The following is a 16579-nucleotide window of genomic DNA, read 5'->3' as shown; positions in this document are numbered from 1 at the left end:
AACTTAAACCTAATATATGAAAAAGGGATTGTTTGATTTGTCGGAGGTGGCCAACTACTTCTTCCGAAAGAAAGACCCAAACCGCAAGACGAATTTCAATTTGCGCACCATGCACACCATCAATAAAATTTCGATGTTGATGTTTCTGGCTGGTATTATTTATTTTATTGTGACACATATTTAGCCTTAAGTGCTCTAAGACAGAAATCCCCGTTTGCTTACGTGTTTTAGCAGCCGGGGATTTTTTTGTGGTACGAGCAGAACTTGAGGTGTTTCAGCTACTATTAAATGTTTAAAAATAGCGTTTTCTGCATCTTTATAACACCCAATAAACAAGAAACGCCTGTTTTTCAGTAGTACTGTAGCGGGAAGCCGCGTTTAAATCAATGGCTATTTTATGTACATACATTAGCTTATCAGGTGCTTTTTGCTGGAAAGAGATTTAAATAACTTTCGCCGTACCTTACCGCAGGATAAAAAAAGCTGCTGACAGGCTCAGAAAAAAGGTTTTTTTTTATTATTATTGAGAAACTCACCTTACAAATAATATGATTCTAGAGAACGAAGTCGGAATCAAAAGCTTCCGGAATGAATGGCAGAAAGCCAGTGTTAGCATCCTGTACACCTATGGCTTTCTGAGCAATGGGTATGAAACCTTTTTTAAAAGACATAACATTACCTCGCAACAGTACAATGCGTTGCGTATTCTTCGCGATCAACATCCAAAACCTGTCTCTACTTCCTTCATGCGTGAAAAAATGCTTGATAAGATGTCGGATGCGTCGCGGTTGGTAAGCAGATTAAGTGCAAAAGGTCTTGTAACAGTTACCCAGAATCCCGCTGATAAGCGTTTGGTTAACATCCTCATTTCTCCGGTGGGGCAGGAATTAATAAATAACATTGATGCTGACCTGGGGGAGTTGGATAACTTATTGAAGGGGCTCACAGAAGAAGAGGCGACAACCTTGGTGCACCTTCTTTACAAAGTAAGAGAATCTATAAATGCAGCGGATGAAAAAACAATTACTACAGAGAGCATAAACGCCTGATCTATTCTAAACTAATCTAACCTCTTTTTCTGATCATAGAGCGGCATACATTTTACCTGCCGTATCTCTCCTGATCAGGTTAAACAAAAAAGCCGTACAGGTTCATCCTGTACGGCTTTTTTGTTTAGCTAAAGCTGTATTTATACTACAATGTTAATGATTTTGCCGGGCACAAGTATGACTTTCTTAGGAGCCTTGCCTTCAAAGAACTTTGTTACCTGTTCCTCAGCCAGCACGGCTTTTTCTATATCCTCCCGTGGCGCATCCAACGCAAACTCCAGCTTTGCACGCATCTTGCCATTCACCGACACCGGGTATTCAAACGTGTTTTCTAACAGGTACTCTTCTTTAAATTCCGGAAAGCTGGCGTAGCTGATGCTTTCGCTATGGCCTAACTGCTGCCACAGCTCTTCTGTAATGTGCGGCGCGTAGGGTGAAAGTATAACCGTAAGCGGCTCCAGGATGGCGCGTTTGCTGCACTTAAGCTGGCTTAGCTCGTTCACGCATATCATGAAGGTAGAAACGGAGGTATTGAAGGAGAACCGCTCGATGTCGTCCTCCACCTTCTTGATCGTCTTATGCAATGCTTTTAATTCCTGTGCTGTCGGTTGCTCGTCGGTTACCTGCAGGTTGCCTTCCTGGTCGTAGAACAGCCTCCAGTACTTCTTCAGGAATTTATGCACGCCGTCCATGCCGTTGGTATTCCATGGCTTGAACTGCTCCAGCGGTCCCAGAAACATCTCGTACATGCGCAGCGTGTCGGCTCCCTGGCGCTCCACAATGTCATCCGGGTTCACCACGTTATACTTGGATTTTGACATCTTCTCGATCTCCACGCCGCAGATGTACTTGCCGTCCTCCAATATAAACTCGGCATCCTCATTTTCAGGGCGCCAGTTCTTGAACGCCTCCAGGTCCAGGACATCGTTTTCCACGATGTTTACGTCCACGTGCAGCTGTGAAGTCTCATACTGCTCCTTCAGCCCAAATGAAACATACTTGTTTGTGCCGTTGATGCGGTACACAAAGTTAGAGCGCCCTTGGATCATGCCCTGGTTGATGAGCTTCTTGAAAGGCTCCTGTTCTACCACCAATCCCATGTCGAACATGAACTTGTTCCAGAAGCGCGAGTACAGCAGGTGCCCCGTGGCGTGCTCAGAGCCACCGATGTACAGGTCCACATTGCGCCAGTACTTCACGATATCCTCATCAGCGAAGGCGCTGTCGTTCTGGGGGTCCATGTAGCGGTACCAGTACCAGCTGCTGCCAGCCCAGCCCGGCATGGTGCTCAGCTCATACTCATATTCGTTTTCATACTTCCAATCCACAGCGCGGCCAAGCGGCGGCTCACCTGTTTCAGTTGGCAGATACGCATCTATTTTCGGCAGTTCCAGCGGCAGCTCCTCTTGCTTGATCAGGTGTGGGATACCGTTTTTGTAGTACACTGGCACCGGCTCCCCCCAATAGCGCTGGCGGCTGAACACAGCGTCGCGCATGCGGAACTGGGTGCGGCCCTTGCCCACGCCCAATTCCTCGGCTCTGGCAATTCCGGCAAGTATAGCTTCCTTTACGTCCATGCCGTTCAGGAAACCGGAGTTGATGATCTTGCCTTCTTTTGCACCGTAGGCCTCCACTTCCAGGTTGCCGCCGGCCACCACTTCTGGGATCGGCAGGTTAAAATGCTTCGCAAAGGCGTAGTCGCGGGAGTCGTGACCCGGAACGGCCATCACGGCACCTGTACCGTATCCAGCCAGCACGTAATCGGCAATCCAGATCGGCACACGCTCATTCGAGATTGGGTTGGTGGCATAGGCGCCGGTAAACACCCCGCTCACAGCTTTCACGTCCGTCATGCGCTCGCGCTCCGAACGGTTTTTAGCCACGTTCACGTACGCCTCCACTTCGGCACGCTGTGCATCTGTGGTGATCTGCGCTACTAAGTCATGCTCCGGCGCCAGCACCACAAACGAAACTCCGAAAATCGTATCGATACGGGTAGTGAATACCTTAATCTTATCCGCAGCATTTTCTACCTTAAAATCAAGCTCGGCACCCACTGATTTGCCGATCCAGTTGCGTTGCATTTCTTTGATCGGCTCCGGCCAGTCGATGTCATCGAGGCCATGCAGCAGGCGCTCGGCATAGGCAGTGATGCGCATCATCCACTGGCGCATTTTCTTACGCTCCACCGGATAGCCGCCGCGCTCCGACACACCGCCCACCACTTCGTCGTTGGCGAGCACCGTGCCCATGGCAGGGCACCAGTTTACCACGGCCTCGGCCACGTATGTCAGTCTATACTTCAACAGCATTTCGGCCTGCTGCTGCTCACTGTAACTAGCCCAGTCGGCAGACGAGAAAGCGGGCGTATCCTCATCGCAGGCGGCGTTTACTTTTTCGTTTCCGCTTTGCTCAAACACACGCACCAGCGCATCAATCGGTTCGGCTTTGTCGGTGCTGTAGTTGTAGTAGGAGTTAAACAGCTGCATGAAAATCCACTGAGTCCACTTGTAGTAATCGGGCTCTGAAGTGCGGATCTCGCGCTCCCAGTCAAATGAGAAACCGATGTTCTTCAGCTGCTCCACATAGCGCTTGATGTTCTGCTCTGTGGTGATAGCCGGATGCTGGCCTGTCTGGATGGCATACTGCTCGGCGGGCAAACCAAAGGCATCAAAGCCCATCGGGTGCAACACGTTAAATCCTTTCAGGCGCTTGTAGCGGCTCACGATGTCAGAGGCAATATAACCGAGCGGGTGGCCCACATGCAGGCCGGCACCAGAAGGATATGGGAACATATCCAGGGCGTAGTACTTTGGTTTATCGCTGGTGGCAGTCGCTTTGAAGGTCTGGTTCTCTTCCCAGTACTGCTGCCACTTCTTCTCAATATCTTTGAAATTATACTCTGACATTTGGTATAGCTGTGTTATCTGATTCCTGGTTAAGCTGCTAAGATAATTGTTAATCTTTTAAATGTTGACTGCAGTCGGGGCAAAATTGCTTTTGAGGCCCGTTTACAAGTTTAAAATGGAGTATAAACATGAAAGCAAAAAAAGCAAAAATCTTACCTTTGCGTAAAAACCGGCATACCATGGAAAAGAAGCACGACCTACTCGATATCATGCACCTGATTTATGTGATGGACCCGATGTGCTCGTGGTGCTACGGCTTTGCGCCGGTGATTAAGCGCCTGGTGGCGGAGCAGGAGGGAAAGCTGCAGTTCAAACTGGTACTGGGCGGCCTGCGCCCCGGCACCGAGAAGCCGCTGGATGATCATTTGAAAGCGAGCATCCGCCAGCATTGGGAGGACGTGGAGCAGGTAACAGGGCAGCCATTCGACTATTCTTTTTTTGAGCGGGAGGATTTTGTCTACGACACTGAGCCTGCCTGCCGCGCTACGGTGACTGTGCGCTACCTGCAGCCTGAGCAGGAGTTTGAAATGGCCGCCGCAGTGCAAAGCGCTTTTTATGCCCGCAACAACGACGTAACAAAACCCGCGGTGCTGGCAAGCATAGCAAGTACCTTCGGTGTGGATGAAGACACGTTTTTAGAGAAATTCGAGTCGGAGGAAATGAAGGAAAAGACGCAGCAGGATTTCACTATTGCTAAACACTTGCAGGCCACAGCATTCCCGAGTTTATACTTGCTCAATGGCACAAACATTCACCTGATCGCGCGGGGATACCGACCCTACGAGGGCATGCAGGCGCACCTGAACCGTGTGCTGCAGCAATTGGCTCCTGACGAAAACCCGCTGAAGGACTAAATCAGACACAAGTATCAGGACGTAAGACACAAGATTTTTCTTCCTATACCATTGTCTTCTCGACGATAGGAGAGATCTCACAGAAATTCAAGAAGCACAAATAAAAGTATACTTAGATCAAAGCTGCTGTGCCAGCACCTCCTGCAGCGGATCAACACCATTCCAGGTGCCCTGACTGCTGATGGGTTTGAAGCGGGCAAACAGTTCTTCTGCATACCACTTTTCGGCCCGTGTCCGCCGCATCACTTCCTGGTGCAGCGGGTGCCGATAGGCGTACTGTTTCATTGCCTCCCCCGATTCCCACACGCTAAAGGTTGCCTGCCGCACCAGCGGCAGTTCACCCAATCCGATAGAGCAAATCAAACCTTCTGCCGTTTCCAGGCCTGCACTTGTTTTAGGCACAAAGCGCCAGAAGCTCGGCAGCGCCAGCCAGTTTATACTTGCCCGCGTCAGCACGGCAATCGGGCCGCTGCTGTATTTTTCCGGCAGGGCAGGGGCAAAAGGGGCTTGCTTGTCCCAGAGGCCGTGTTGCTGGTACGGTAGTAATTTTACCGTCCAAATCTCCTCCGTGTGCATTTGGTATTCTTCAATTAATCCTGATTGCTGCAGAAAAGCATCAGCGGCTTCCTCGCTCTCCCAGGTGCACATCAGGCCGTAGCGCCAGAAATTTGGCTTCAGGCTGAACCCCCTGCCATGCCCGCTACCCAGCAATTTGTAAAACAACAGCCCCGGCACTTTCTTAAGGTGCGGACCGGAAGTGCCCATTTGTGCCAGCCCCCAGCGCATGCTTCCGCTGCGGATGCCGAATAGGGTAAGGGTGGTAAGGCGGGGTGAGGTGTGAGCCACAGGGTGGAGTACGTTTAGGGTGATATTAAACAGCTGGTCCGGCTATACTTGTGAAAAGGCTAAATAAGCTCTTTTATACTTGATTCGATGTACAGAAAGAGCGAAAAAAATACGTATACTTCTGTTCAAAAATAAAAAACACCTGCCAAACAGAAATGTTCAGCAGGTGCCGTGGTGTCATTTTACATTGCCTGAAGCTTGCCTACAGGTTTATCTTTTTGTTTTCACCGCCTTTGGCTGGCTCTCCGGTAACAGCTGCCTTGGCCATGCCGTACAGGGTTACCAATGTATTGTTAGGAGTGTCCCAATACTCGGCTTTGTCGATTGTTACTTTGATGAGGCCGATGTTACTGTCTTCCTTGCCATCCGGAAACCAGGCCTTCATATCTGCTGTCCAGAGCTCATTTATCTTTTCCTGGTCGCGCAACACCCTCGCTCTACCGGTTACAGACACGTACAGGTTATCGCTGGGCTCCGCATAGCTAAGGTTCACGTGGAAGTCATTCTCTATTTCATGTGTCTTGCCTGATTCATAGCCCGTAAAAAACCACAGGTTTCCGTCCGGCTTACTCTGCTGCGTCTTCATCGGGCGGCTGCGCAGGCTGCCATCTGCTTCCGCGGTGGTCATCATGGCAATTTTTACGTCTTTAATTTTATCCAGCAGGTTTTTTAGGTTTTCCTGCGTATTATGGTCGTTGTTCATAATTTTATGTTCTTTTTCTGTTTGAGTACGCGGCACCAAGGCCTAGGGTTTATACTTAGGAAAGCGTCAAAAAAACCAAAAACAAACAGCACGGCAGCCTGTTTATACTTCTTACCTTACCCGTTTTGATTTGAATTACCTCGCGCACATATACCTTTCCGGAACCGACGAGCAGCTACTGCTGGGCAATTTCATGGCTGATGCTGTGAAGGGAAAACAAGTTGAAAATTACCCGGAGGGCATTGCCAAAGGCATCCGGCTGCACCGCCTGATCGACACCTACACCGACACGCACCCTGTAGTAACACAAACCAAGATCCGCCTCCGGCCAAAGTATAAAAAATACGCCCCCGTGGTAGCCGACATGTACTACGACCATTTTCTTGCCCGCCACTTCAATGCCTATGCCAGTGTTTCCCTGACAGATTTTGTCGCGCAGGCTTATCATATCATTCAAAAGCACTTCGCGTTGTTGCCGCCGCGCATGCAGTACCTGTTCCCCTACATGCAGCGGCAAAACTGGCTGGAGTCTTATGCCCAGGTGCAGGGCATCGGGCAGGCGCTGGAAGGCATGAGCCGCCGCACCACCTTTGCCTCAGGCATGGAAACGGCAGTAGCCGAACTGCAGGTGAATTATGATTTTTATTTAGCAGACTTCAGGGCTTTTTTTCCGGAGTTGGAACAGTATGTGGCTGAAGTAAGGGAGCAGCTGTAAATTCCAGCCGTTTTTCAGAACCTTTTGACTTGCACCCCTTATACTTCATGGATTGATTCTTAACAACGGACCTATGACGACAAGCGAATTCCTTTTCCGAAACAACCGCAGAAGATTTCTGAAGACTTTTTCCCTGGCTATGGGCACTGCGGCCTTAGGTGCTCCCCTTGCATTTGGCCAATTTGGAACCTCCCCACAACGTAAGAAACTTGGCATTGCCCTGGTTGGCCTGGGCAACTACAGTACCGGGCAACTGGCGCCAGCCCTGCAGGAAACTGATTACTGCTACCTGGCAGGAATTGTTACCGGCACGCCATCCAAAGTCACGGAATGGAAGCAGAAGTATAACATCCCGGATAAGAACGTCTATAACTATGATAACTTCGACCAAATTGCCTCAAACAAGGATATAGATATTGTTTACGTGGTGCTGCCTAACGCCCTGCATGCCGAGTATACCATACGGGCAGCCCAGGCAAAGAAGCACGTGATCTGCGAAAAGCCAATGGCTACCTCCGTAGAAGATTGCCAGCGTATGATTGATGCTTGCAACAAGAACAACGTGAAGCTCTCTATCGGTTACCGCCTGCACTTTGAGCCGCACCACCAGCGGGTAATGGAACTCGGGCAGCAGCAGGTTTACGGGCCGGTTAAAAATATAGAGGCTAATTTCAGCTTCGTAACGGATGACCCTGACCAGTGGCGGCTCGATAAAGAGTTGGCTGGCGGTGGCCCACTCATGGACCTTGGAATCTACTGCGTGCAGGGAGCCACCTACACCGTAGGGCAAACGCCTGCAGCTGTTACCGCTCAGTTTGGGAAGGTAACAAAGCCAACCTTTTTTGATGAAGTAGAGGAGACAATTACCTGGCAGATGGAGTTTCCGGGGGGCGCAGTGGCAAACTGCAGCACCAGCTACAATGGGCGCGGCAACCGCCTCTTTGGCAGAGCCACGAAAGGTTCCTGGGAGCTTAATCCAGCATTCAGTTACTCGGGCATACAGGGCAAAACCAGCGAAGGCCCCATGAACCTGCCCAACGTGAACCAGCAGGCCCGGCAGATGGATGCCTTTGCCAACTGTATTCTTGAGAACAAACAGACAAGTGTGCCCGGCGAAATGGGACTGCGGGACGTGCGTGTACTTATGGCCATTTATGAGGCCGCGAGAACCGGCAAAAAGGTGATGATTTAGTATGCATTAATTCTCAGCAGTGGATTACCCACCCCAGCCCCTCCTCGGAGGGGCTGGGGTGGGTTTGCAATAGTGATCTTTTCACAGGCATTTCCTTCACAACCACTAAACATCACTAAATCAAAAGAGCAGCCTGTGAAGGCTGCTCTTTTATGTATCCATATGAAGTGTGGTCTTAATGGTGATGGCCGCCTTCGCCGTGCACGTGGCCGTGGGCGATCTCTTCCTGAGTAGCATCCCGTACGCTTTCCACTTTGCCTTTGAAGTATAAATCTTTGCCGGCAAGCGGGTGGTTGAAGTCCATCTTCACGGTATCATCCGTAACTTCCACCACGCGGCCCTGCAGTTGGTTGCCCTCGCTGTCTGTCATTGGAATAAAGTTTCCTATCTCCAGCATGTCCTGCGGGATGGCGCCTTCCACTTCAAACGCCTGCTTTGGCAGGTCCACCAATGCGTTCTCATCCAAATCGCCGTAGCCTTCTTCGGCTTCCAGTTTAAAGTCAAACGTGCTGCCCGGCTCCAATCCATCCAGCTGCTCCTCAAACTGCTCCGGCAGGCCGCTCATTCCATAGATGAACGTCATTGGGTTGGCTGTGTCGGCAGTTTCTACCAGGTTGTTCTGGCCGTTTTCGCCGGCTATGCTTAGCTCGTAAGTAAGTGCTACTACTTTGTTTTTTTCAATTTTCATTTCGTGTTCTTTTGTTAGCGAGATTAGAAAGTTAGGAATTTATATCCAGACCTCTAACCGTTGTACAACTTTTCTAGTCCTACACCATCAGGTCCTGCAGTTCCCAGGCGCTGCGGTAGGCATTTATTTGCTCTACGTATTCCAGGAAGGAAGCGTAGAAGGAATTGTTACTTAATGTGGCACTATCGCCTACAACCACCATTTTTTTCTTCGCACGCGTCATGGCCACATTCATACGGCGGATGTCGGCCAGGAAGCCAATCTCGCCCTGTTCGTTGCTGCGCGTCATGCTGATGTAGATGATATCGCGCTCCTGGCCCTGGAAACTGTCCACCGTGCCCACAGACAACTGGCGCTTTATCCGAAGATCATGCAACTGCGGCATGTGCTCCACGCGGTCCTCGAGGTAGTTTATCTGCGCCCGGTAAGGGGCTATCACGCCAATGCGCAACGGCTCCGTTTCCTCATCCGGGTTGTAATCCTTCAGCAGGTGCGCCAGGTGGTTGAGGAGCAGGTTTGCCTCGTCGGGATTGGCCGAACTGCTGCTCTCGGGCGTTTCCACCTCGTTGTAGCCGCAGCCGGCGGTGTCGATAAATTCCACGGCAAGGCCCGGTGCAAAATGCGGATCATAGGAGTGCAGGTCGCTGCTGTGCACGCTCTCATGGGCTGTTAACTCGCCGTTGTAAAACTGCTGGTTCGAGAACTGCATGATCTGGTGGTGCATGCGGTACTGCGTCTTCAGCATCACGGCTACATCCGGCTGCCGTTCGATGCACTTCTCAAAAAGCGTTTTTCCGAGGCCCCCCTTTTCCGCTTCAAACGACTTGACCGTTGGCGGAAGCTGGCAGTGGTCGCCGGCCAGCACCACACGCTTTGCCCTTGAAATCGGTATCCAGCAGCCAGGCTCCAGGGCCTGTGCCGCCTCGTCTATAAATACCGTATCGTATTCCAGGTGACGGATGGTTCTGTTGGCTGCACCCACCAACGTGCACGTGATCACCTGCACATGGTTCAGCAGGTCCTCGGTAATGTATTCCTCCACCCGGTCAGCCTCCTCGAGCAGGCGTTTGCTTTCCATTTTGTAGAGCTGCCGCTGCGCCCGCTCCTCGTGCCCAAACTTTCGCTTAAACTGAAAGGCCATGCGGCGGTATTCCTCGGCCGTGCGGCGAAACTCCTTCAGGTTCTTATAGGAGCGGTGCGCCATTACCTGCGCATCCAGCGTATGCTCCAGCAGCACGTCTGACACGCGGGAGGGATTGCCGATCCGTATCACATTCACGCCCTCATTAGCCAACTTCTCGGTCAGCAAATCCACTGCTGTGTTGGAGGGAGCCGTTACGAGCAGGCGCGTCTGTGTTTCCAAAGATTTAAGAATGGCCTGCACCAGCGTAGTGGTTTTGCCCGTTCCCGGAGGTCCGTGAATAATGGCTACATCCTTTGCCTGCACAATCTTGCGCACCGCCTCGTTTTGCGAGGGGTTCAGCGACGGAATTTCATCCATGGTGACGTCAGTGAAACGAGCAGGCATATCACCCAGCAGGATGTCACGCAGCTCTGCCAGACGCGTTTTATAGGCTTCCATCACCTTTTTCATGGCAATCTCCATCTCCCGGTAGCTCATCTCATCAAAGGTGAGATCAATACCAAGGCGGCCATCGTCAATCCAATCCGGCAGGTCTTCCTTGTTTGTGGCCAGCAGCACTTTGTTGCGTTTGAGGCCCACAATGACCCCGTTCAGGTTCTGCCGCTCTCCGCCGTTGCTGAACAAAGCTGCCGTTTTACCTACCTGAAACAGGTGCAGGTGATCGCGGTCTTTTGTGCGCTCAAGCTCTAGCACTACTTTATTGCCAAAGCCAAGCTCCTCTTTTGATATGACCACAGGGTACCAGCAAAAGCCCATGGCCTTGCGCTCAGTAATGGTGCTCTTCAGGCTCTTGATTTTGTACTGCTGGCGGTCTTCCTCCTGTTCAATTTTAAGCAGTTCCTGTACCTGCTTCAGTTCGTATAGTATCTCGCTCATGAATGTCAATAAAAAAGGCTGGTCGATATGCCCCAGCCTTTGTGCTTTTATGGAAGTGCAAGTATAAAGTTAGCTTAACTTGCTTATTTATTTATTTCTTAATCTGTTGCAGCTAGTATAACAAAAGATATACGGCAGAAAATCCATACTTGCTGATTTTATACTTTCTTTTTACGGCGAACTGTCTTTGCCTTGAGGCTGTTGACGCGCACCTGCAGAAAAATTGCGTAGAGCAGCAGGATAAAGGCTGCCACCGCCAGTACCGTAATCACTTTGTCTTTTCCGTAACGCAGTTCTTCTCCCGACTCGAGTTGGTTTTGTAGGTCGGCAAGGGTTTTTTCGCGCTTTTTCATGGCCACCTCCATGATTTTCACCTCACTCTTCAGGCTGCTGATCTGCCGCTCGAAATTGCGCTGGTCCTCGAGGGTGAGCTTTCCCTCGCGCTGGCTTTGCACCGTACTTTGGGCTATTTTACGAATACTGGCCTCTTTCACTGCGCCAATCAGCTCAGAATCCTTATTGATGATCTTCTTCAGCGTTTCGATGACACTGATCAGGTCTTTTTTGGACTGAGTGCCCCAGAAACTGCTGTTCTGCTGGTTATAGTACTGGTATTCCAATATCAGCTGCTCCCGGTCACTCATCAGCCGCGATAACTTGTCATCTTCCTGCGCCTGCACCTGTACCAGCGACAGGCAAAGTATAGCCAATGCCAACAGTTTCTTCTTCATTGCTCTCCGTCCTTTTTCTCAATTTACATGCAAATATGGTTATCCTTCCTGTATTAGGCCAATTTATTTTTGTTTGGCTTGTAAAAGAGGAGCACCAGCACGGGCAGCAGGAAAAGGTCGGCCACCACGGCAAACACCAGCGTGAGGCTGACAAAAAGGCCTACATAAAAGGTCGCATCAAACGTGGAGAGCACCAGCGTCAGGAAGCCGGCCACCAGGATGCAGGAGGTGATGATAATGGCTTTGCCTGCCGAAATAAAGGTGCGCTTCATGGCGTAGGGCAGCGACTTTCCTGCCATCAGTTCCAGTTTTAATTTGCTTAAAAAGTGGATGGTGTCGTCCACGGCTATACCGAAGGCAATGGTGAAAATAATGGAGATGGAAACGGTGAGCTTTACGCCCATCACACCCATTAGGCCACCGATCATCAGGAGCGGAATGATGTTCGGAATCAGTGAGATGACCACCATTCTAAAGGAGCGGAAAATCAATCCGACAATGACCGCGATTACGGCAAAGGCTATCAGCAGGCCCTGCATCATGTTGGAGGTAACGTAGGTGTTGTTCTTGTCCAGCAGCAGGGAGCTTCCTGTCAGGCGGGTTTGGAGCAGGTTGGGGTTAATTTGCTGCGCGATGAACTGCATAAGGGAGTCGTTCAATTCAGCTGCACTGGCACTGCCAATGTCGTTCATTTTGCCGCTTAACCTTCCTTCGGTGGCATCGGCCGTCACAAAGCTGCGGAGCTCACTGCGGTTTTTAAATGCCTGCAGCCGCTGTTTGATGCGCTGCATTTCCCGCTCCGACTCTGGTAAAGTATAGCTTTCCTGTAAACCGCCATTCTGTGCGCGGTTCAGCGTTTTCACCACCGTAGTGGGGGAGGTGATGAAGTTAAGACCGTACGTCTGGTAGAGGTAATCTTCCAGCTGGTCTACTTCCTGCAGCACCTCCAGGTCGTACATGGTATGGCCTTCTGCAGCCATCAAGTGCATTTCGAAGGGACGAACACCCGAGAACTTTTGCTCAAAGAACTGGAAATCCCGCAGGATAGGGTCATCGTCTCCCAGATCTTCGAGCATGGTAGTGTCCAATTTTATCTGGCTGATGCCGGTTATACTTAACAGCACCACCACCAGGCTGCTGGCAAGTATGGCTTTGGGATGCACGAGCACCCAGCGAAACATGCGGCGTAGCAGCACCGGCCAGGCAAAGGAAGCCTTCTGAGCCGGCGTGGTGGCTGGTCGCTTAATGAGTAACAGGATTGCCGGCAGAACCGTGAAAGCAAGTATAAAAGCCAACCCAATGGAGATGGCGGTGTACAGGCCAAAGTTGCGAATAGGCGTAATGGCCGTTGTCAGGAGCGTGAGAAAGCCGATGGCCGTGGTGAAGGAGGTAAGCAATGTGGCCAGACCCACTTCCCGCAGCGTCAGTTTCAGGGCCGGAATTTTTTCCATGCCGTTACCAGTCTCTGTAATGTAGCGCGAGAGAATATGTATGACATCTGACATGCCCACCACAAACATGATGGTTGGGAGTAGCACCGTCATCAGGTCGATTGGCTTATTGAAAAGGCCCATTACGCCCATCGCCCAAAGCACAGAGAGCAATACCACCACCAGCGGCACCAGAATGCCCCAGGCACTCCGGAAGGTGAGCCACAGAAAGAACACCACCAGCACAATGGAGGCCGACATGAACACCGCCAGTTCAATCTTCATCTTATCTACAAAGACCGACTGCGCCAGCGCCTTTCCTGCCACGTGCTCCTCAGTTAGTTGCAGCTGCTCCAACTTCTGGTGCAGCGCCGTTATAAGTGTGTCACTGGCTCCTTTGCCCAAATCATCCGTTGTCTGCACAAACAGCGAAACGGCTTTCGCGTCTTCCGAGAAAAGAGTGCCGATCAATTCTTTAGAGGAATAAATATTGAGGGAGTCCTGCTGGTACCGCTCCGGCTCTTCGGGGTGCAGGTACGGGATTTCGAAAAAGCCGAATTGCTCAATTACCGGACTGGCCACGGTGGTGGGGGAGAGCACCGACTCCACGTTCGGCTGCCGCTGCAGAAAAGAAGTCAGGCTGTCAACTTTTGTCAGGAAATCTTTGTCGAACAGGCTTTTGCCTTTGTTTTCGAGTCCAATCAGCAGGTAGTCGTTGTCGTTGCCAAACTTTTCGCGAAAGCTGAAATAGTAAGCCAGGTCCGGGTCGCCTTTTGGGAAAAAGTTGTCGAAGTTGTAGTCGAAGCGCAGGCGGGAGGCAAAGTAAATGCTGCAGGCAGTGAGCAGGGCTACACCAAGCAGAACAAGGTAACTTATTTTTCTGTAGTTCAAGGAGATGGAAGCTTGTGCTATTTGTCTTAGATAACGCTCATTTAACCTCAATCTGTCTTTTTTGTTCGAACCTGTATTCTTCGGCGCTTTTAATTTTTTTCATTGCTGAAGTATGGTATGTCAGGGCACTAAGCATTTGCAGCTGCTGTGCGAGCTCTAAACCTATCGGGCAAGTATAAATCCGCAGGCAGAACTAATTTAAAAATCTTCTATCTTTAACTTTCCACACAAGCACATATACCGCATGAAACAATATTTAGACCTGATGCAGCACATCCTCGACCACGGGGTAAAGAAAGAAGACAGAACGGGTACAGGCACCATCAGTATTTTTGGTCACCAGATGCGCTTTAACCTGCAGGAGGGGTTTCCTCTCGTTACCACCAAAAAAGTGCACCTGAAATCGATTATTCACGAGCTGCTTTGGTTTTTGAAAGGCGATACCAACATTGCTTACCTGAAGGAGAATGGCGTTTCCATCTGGGATGAGTGGGCTGATGCGAACGGCGAATTAGGCCCGGTTTACGGATCGCAGTGGCGCAGCTGGCCAACGCCGGATGGCCGTCACATCGACCAGATTTCGCAGGTGGTGAACCAGCTCAAGAACAACCCGGACTCGCGTCGCATTATCGTGAGCGCCTGGAACGTGGCGGAGATTGAAAACATGAAACTGCCGCCGTGCCACGCCTTCTACCAGTTCTACGTGGCCGAGGGCAAGCTGTCGTGCCAGCTTTACCAGCGCTCTGCCGATGTGTTTCTGGGCGTTCCCTTCAACATTGCCTCGTATGCACTGCTGGTGCTGATGATGGCGCAGGTAACGGGCCTGGAGCCGGGAGAGTTTATCTGGACGGGCGGTGACACGCATTTATACATGAACCACCTGGAGCAGGCGCAGCGCCAGTTAACGCGTGAGCCGCGCGAATTGCCCACCATGAAGCTTAACCCGGAGGTGAAGGATATCTTTGCTTTTACCTTTGAGGATTTCGAACTGGTGAACTATGAGCCGCACCCCGGTATCAAAGCACCCGTAGCGGTGTAGGTCCATAAGTTTGAAGTACTTATAATTACTAACATCATGCTGAAACTAACCGGCACCCTTCGCGTCTTACTTGCAGGACTTGCCTTTTGTTGTGCCACAGCCACGGCCCAGGCGCAGAACTTTACGCCGCAGGTGAACTCCTATATCAAGACCAAAGCAAACGTTATTGCGCTCACCGATGCCAAGGTAATAGATGGGACGGGAAAACCAGCAAAAGCGCACCAGACAGTTATACTTCGGGATGGAAAGATTGAGCAGGTGGGGGACACCAAAAAAGTGAAGGTGCCAAAGGATGCCGAAGTGATCAACTGCTCCGGAAAAACACTTATTCCGGGCCTGGTGATGGTGCACGAGCACTTGTACTACACCATGCCCATGGAAGGTTTTTTTAACATTGCTGAAATGCCGGGCACCTTCCCAAAGCTTTACCTGGCAGGTGGCGCCACCACCATTCGCACGGCCGGAAGTATAGAACCGCAGACGGACCTTGCGCTGAAGCAGCTGATTGCCGAAGGAAAACTCGTTGGTCCGGACATGGACGTGACGGCGCCCTACATTGAGCGCAAGGTATTTGACATTCCGGCCTTGAACACTGTGAAGGATTCCAATGATGCGGCTGAAACAGTGAACTTCTGGGCTGACCGGGGCTGCACGTCTTTCAAGATGTACATGCACGCCACGAAGGATGACCTTAAAGCAGTGGTGCGTGAAGCTCATCAGCGCAACCTAAAAGTGACGGGACACTTGTGCTCCATCACGTACCGCGAGGCCGCCGAGTTGGGAATAGACAACCTGGAGCACGGATTTATGGCCAGCACCGATTTTGTAGCAAATAAAAAAGAGAATGAATGCCCGGATGCCGCGCGTCAGTCGCTGCTGGACCTGGAGGTGAACAGTCCAAAGATGCGGAGCCTGCAGCAGTTCCTGATCAGCAAAGGCGTAGCCGTAACCTCTACCTTGCCTGTGTTTGAGCCTTACTCGGGACGTGAAGCGGTGCTGGGTGGCGGCGAAGCGGCCCTGCTGCCGGAAGTACGGGAAACAATCATCAACCGATGGAAAGCTGCGCAGGGCAAGGACTCCCTTAGTATCGCACTCTTCAACAAAGAACTTGCCTGGGAAAAGCAGTTCTATGACGCCGGCGGATTGCTTGTGGCGGGCACAGACCCAACCGGAGCCGGTAGAACCATTGCCGGTTATTCAAACCAGCGGCAGGTAGAGTTATTGGTAGAAGGTGGTTTTTCGCTGGCCGAGGCGATTAAAATCTGCACGTTGAACGGCGCTACGTACTTAGACAGAGCTAATACTATTGGCACCATTGAAAAAGGAAAGCAGGCGGACCTGGTGCTCATCAATGGCGACCTGGAGAAGGACATCAAACAGATCCGGAAGATGGAGACAGTGTTCAAGAACGGCGTAGGCTTTGACTCGCAGAAGATTTTTGATTCGGTGAAGGGTAAGGTGGGGCTGAATTAACGTATAAGCAGGTAGCCCAAACATTATTTTATTTTTGAT

The 16579-nt window shown here is 50.9% G+C and carries 14 protein-coding genes; 7 read left to right on the top strand and 7 right to left on the bottom strand.

From position 1 onward, the window contains the following. The first annotated feature begins 16 nt into the window (after positions 1-16). Positions 17-184, top strand: coding sequence for a DUF6728 family protein (locus tag A0W33_RS21120; protein ID WP_172798141.1), 168 nt, complete (start codon positions 17-19; stop codon positions 182-184). 364 nt (positions 185-548) lie between these two features. After that, positions 549-1049, top strand: coding sequence for a MarR family winged helix-turn-helix transcriptional regulator (locus tag A0W33_RS19120; RefSeq protein WP_068839683.1), 501 nt, complete (start codon positions 549-551; stop codon positions 1047-1049). A 140-nt stretch (positions 1050-1189) separates the two neighbouring features. Here A0W33_RS19120 and leuS read toward each other — a convergent pair whose 3' ends face one another. Beyond that, positions 1190-3958, bottom strand: a complete 2769-nt coding sequence (leuS, locus tag A0W33_RS19115; RefSeq protein WP_068839682.1) for a leucine--tRNA ligase — start codon at positions 3956-3958, stop codon at positions 1190-1192. A 179-nt stretch (positions 3959-4137) separates the two neighbouring features. Here leuS and A0W33_RS19110 point away from each other — a divergent pair, with 179 nt between their 5' ends. Then, a complete protein-coding gene (locus tag A0W33_RS19110) occupies positions 4138-4812 on the top strand; it encodes a DsbA family protein (RefSeq protein ID WP_068840246.1) in 675 nt (224 codons plus the stop codon). Positions 4813-4929: 117 nt separating this feature from the next. Here the strand turns inward: A0W33_RS19110 and A0W33_RS19105 are convergent, their stop codons facing one another. Then, positions 4930-5658 carry a spheroidene monooxygenase gene (locus tag A0W33_RS19105; RefSeq protein WP_229802029.1) on the bottom strand — a complete coding sequence of 243 codons (729 nt, stop codon included), beginning with the start codon at positions 5656-5658 and terminating at the stop codon, positions 4930-4932. Between the two features lie 202 nt (positions 5659-5860). After that, positions 5861-6361, bottom strand: coding sequence for a pyridoxamine 5'-phosphate oxidase family protein (locus A0W33_RS19100; RefSeq protein ID WP_068840244.1), 501 nt, complete (start codon positions 6359-6361; stop codon positions 5861-5863). A 130-nt stretch (positions 6362-6491) separates the two neighbouring features. Here A0W33_RS19100 and A0W33_RS19095 point away from each other — a divergent pair, with 130 nt between their 5' ends. Next, the gene (locus A0W33_RS19095) at positions 6492-7076 is read left to right on the top strand and encodes an acyl carrier protein phosphodiesterase (RefSeq protein WP_068839681.1); all 585 of its coding nucleotides are present in this window, start codon (positions 6492-6494) and stop codon (positions 7074-7076) included. Positions 7077-7149: 73 nt separating this feature from the next. After that, on the top strand, positions 7150-8268 hold the full coding sequence (locus A0W33_RS19090) for a Gfo/Idh/MocA family protein (protein ID WP_068839680.1): 1119 nt from the start codon (positions 7150-7152) through the stop codon (positions 8266-8268). 175 nt (positions 8269-8443) lie between these two features. On the opposite strand, the gene A0W33_RS19085 is transcribed toward A0W33_RS19090, so the two are convergent. The 4 genes from A0W33_RS19085 to A0W33_RS19070 form a co-directional block, all read right to left on the bottom strand. Next, positions 8444-8956 (bottom strand): FKBP-type peptidyl-prolyl cis-trans isomerase, encoded by a 513-nt coding sequence (locus tag A0W33_RS19085; protein WP_068839679.1) that lies wholly within the window; start codon positions 8954-8956, stop codon positions 8444-8446. Positions 8957-9035: 79 nt separating this feature from the next. Continuing rightward, positions 9036-10976 (bottom strand): AAA domain-containing protein, encoded by a 1941-nt coding sequence (locus A0W33_RS19080; protein WP_068839678.1) that lies wholly within the window; start codon positions 10974-10976, stop codon positions 9036-9038. Positions 10977-11134: 158 nt separating this feature from the next. Further along, positions 11135-11707: a hypothetical protein gene (locus tag A0W33_RS19075; protein WP_068839677.1), complete on the bottom strand. Its 573-nt coding sequence runs from the start codon at positions 11705-11707 to the stop codon at positions 11135-11137. Positions 11708-11760: 53 nt separating this feature from the next. Next, positions 11761-14028: an efflux RND transporter permease subunit gene (locus A0W33_RS19070; protein WP_068839676.1), complete on the bottom strand. Its 2268-nt coding sequence runs from the start codon at positions 14026-14028 to the stop codon at positions 11761-11763. A 244-nt stretch (positions 14029-14272) separates the two neighbouring features. Between A0W33_RS19070 and A0W33_RS19065 the strand changes: the two genes are divergently transcribed. Together A0W33_RS19065 and A0W33_RS19060 are read left to right on the top strand one after the other, a co-directional pair. Next, a complete protein-coding gene (locus tag A0W33_RS19065; protein ID WP_068839675.1) occupies positions 14273-15067 on the top strand; it encodes a thymidylate synthase in 795 nt (264 codons plus the stop codon). Between the two features lie 36 nt (positions 15068-15103). Then, entirely contained in the window at positions 15104-16540 is a 1437-nt protein-coding gene (locus A0W33_RS19060; protein WP_068839674.1) for an amidohydrolase family protein, read from the top strand. Positions 16541-16579: the final 39 nt, after the last annotated feature.

The organism is Pontibacter akesuensis, from assembly GCF_001611675.1.
Lineage (GTDB): Bacteria > Bacteroidota > Bacteroidia > Cytophagales > Hymenobacteraceae > Pontibacter > Pontibacter akesuensis.
The sequence above is the reverse complement of the archived record's forward strand: the minus strand, read 5'-3'. Positions and strand labels throughout refer to the sequence as shown.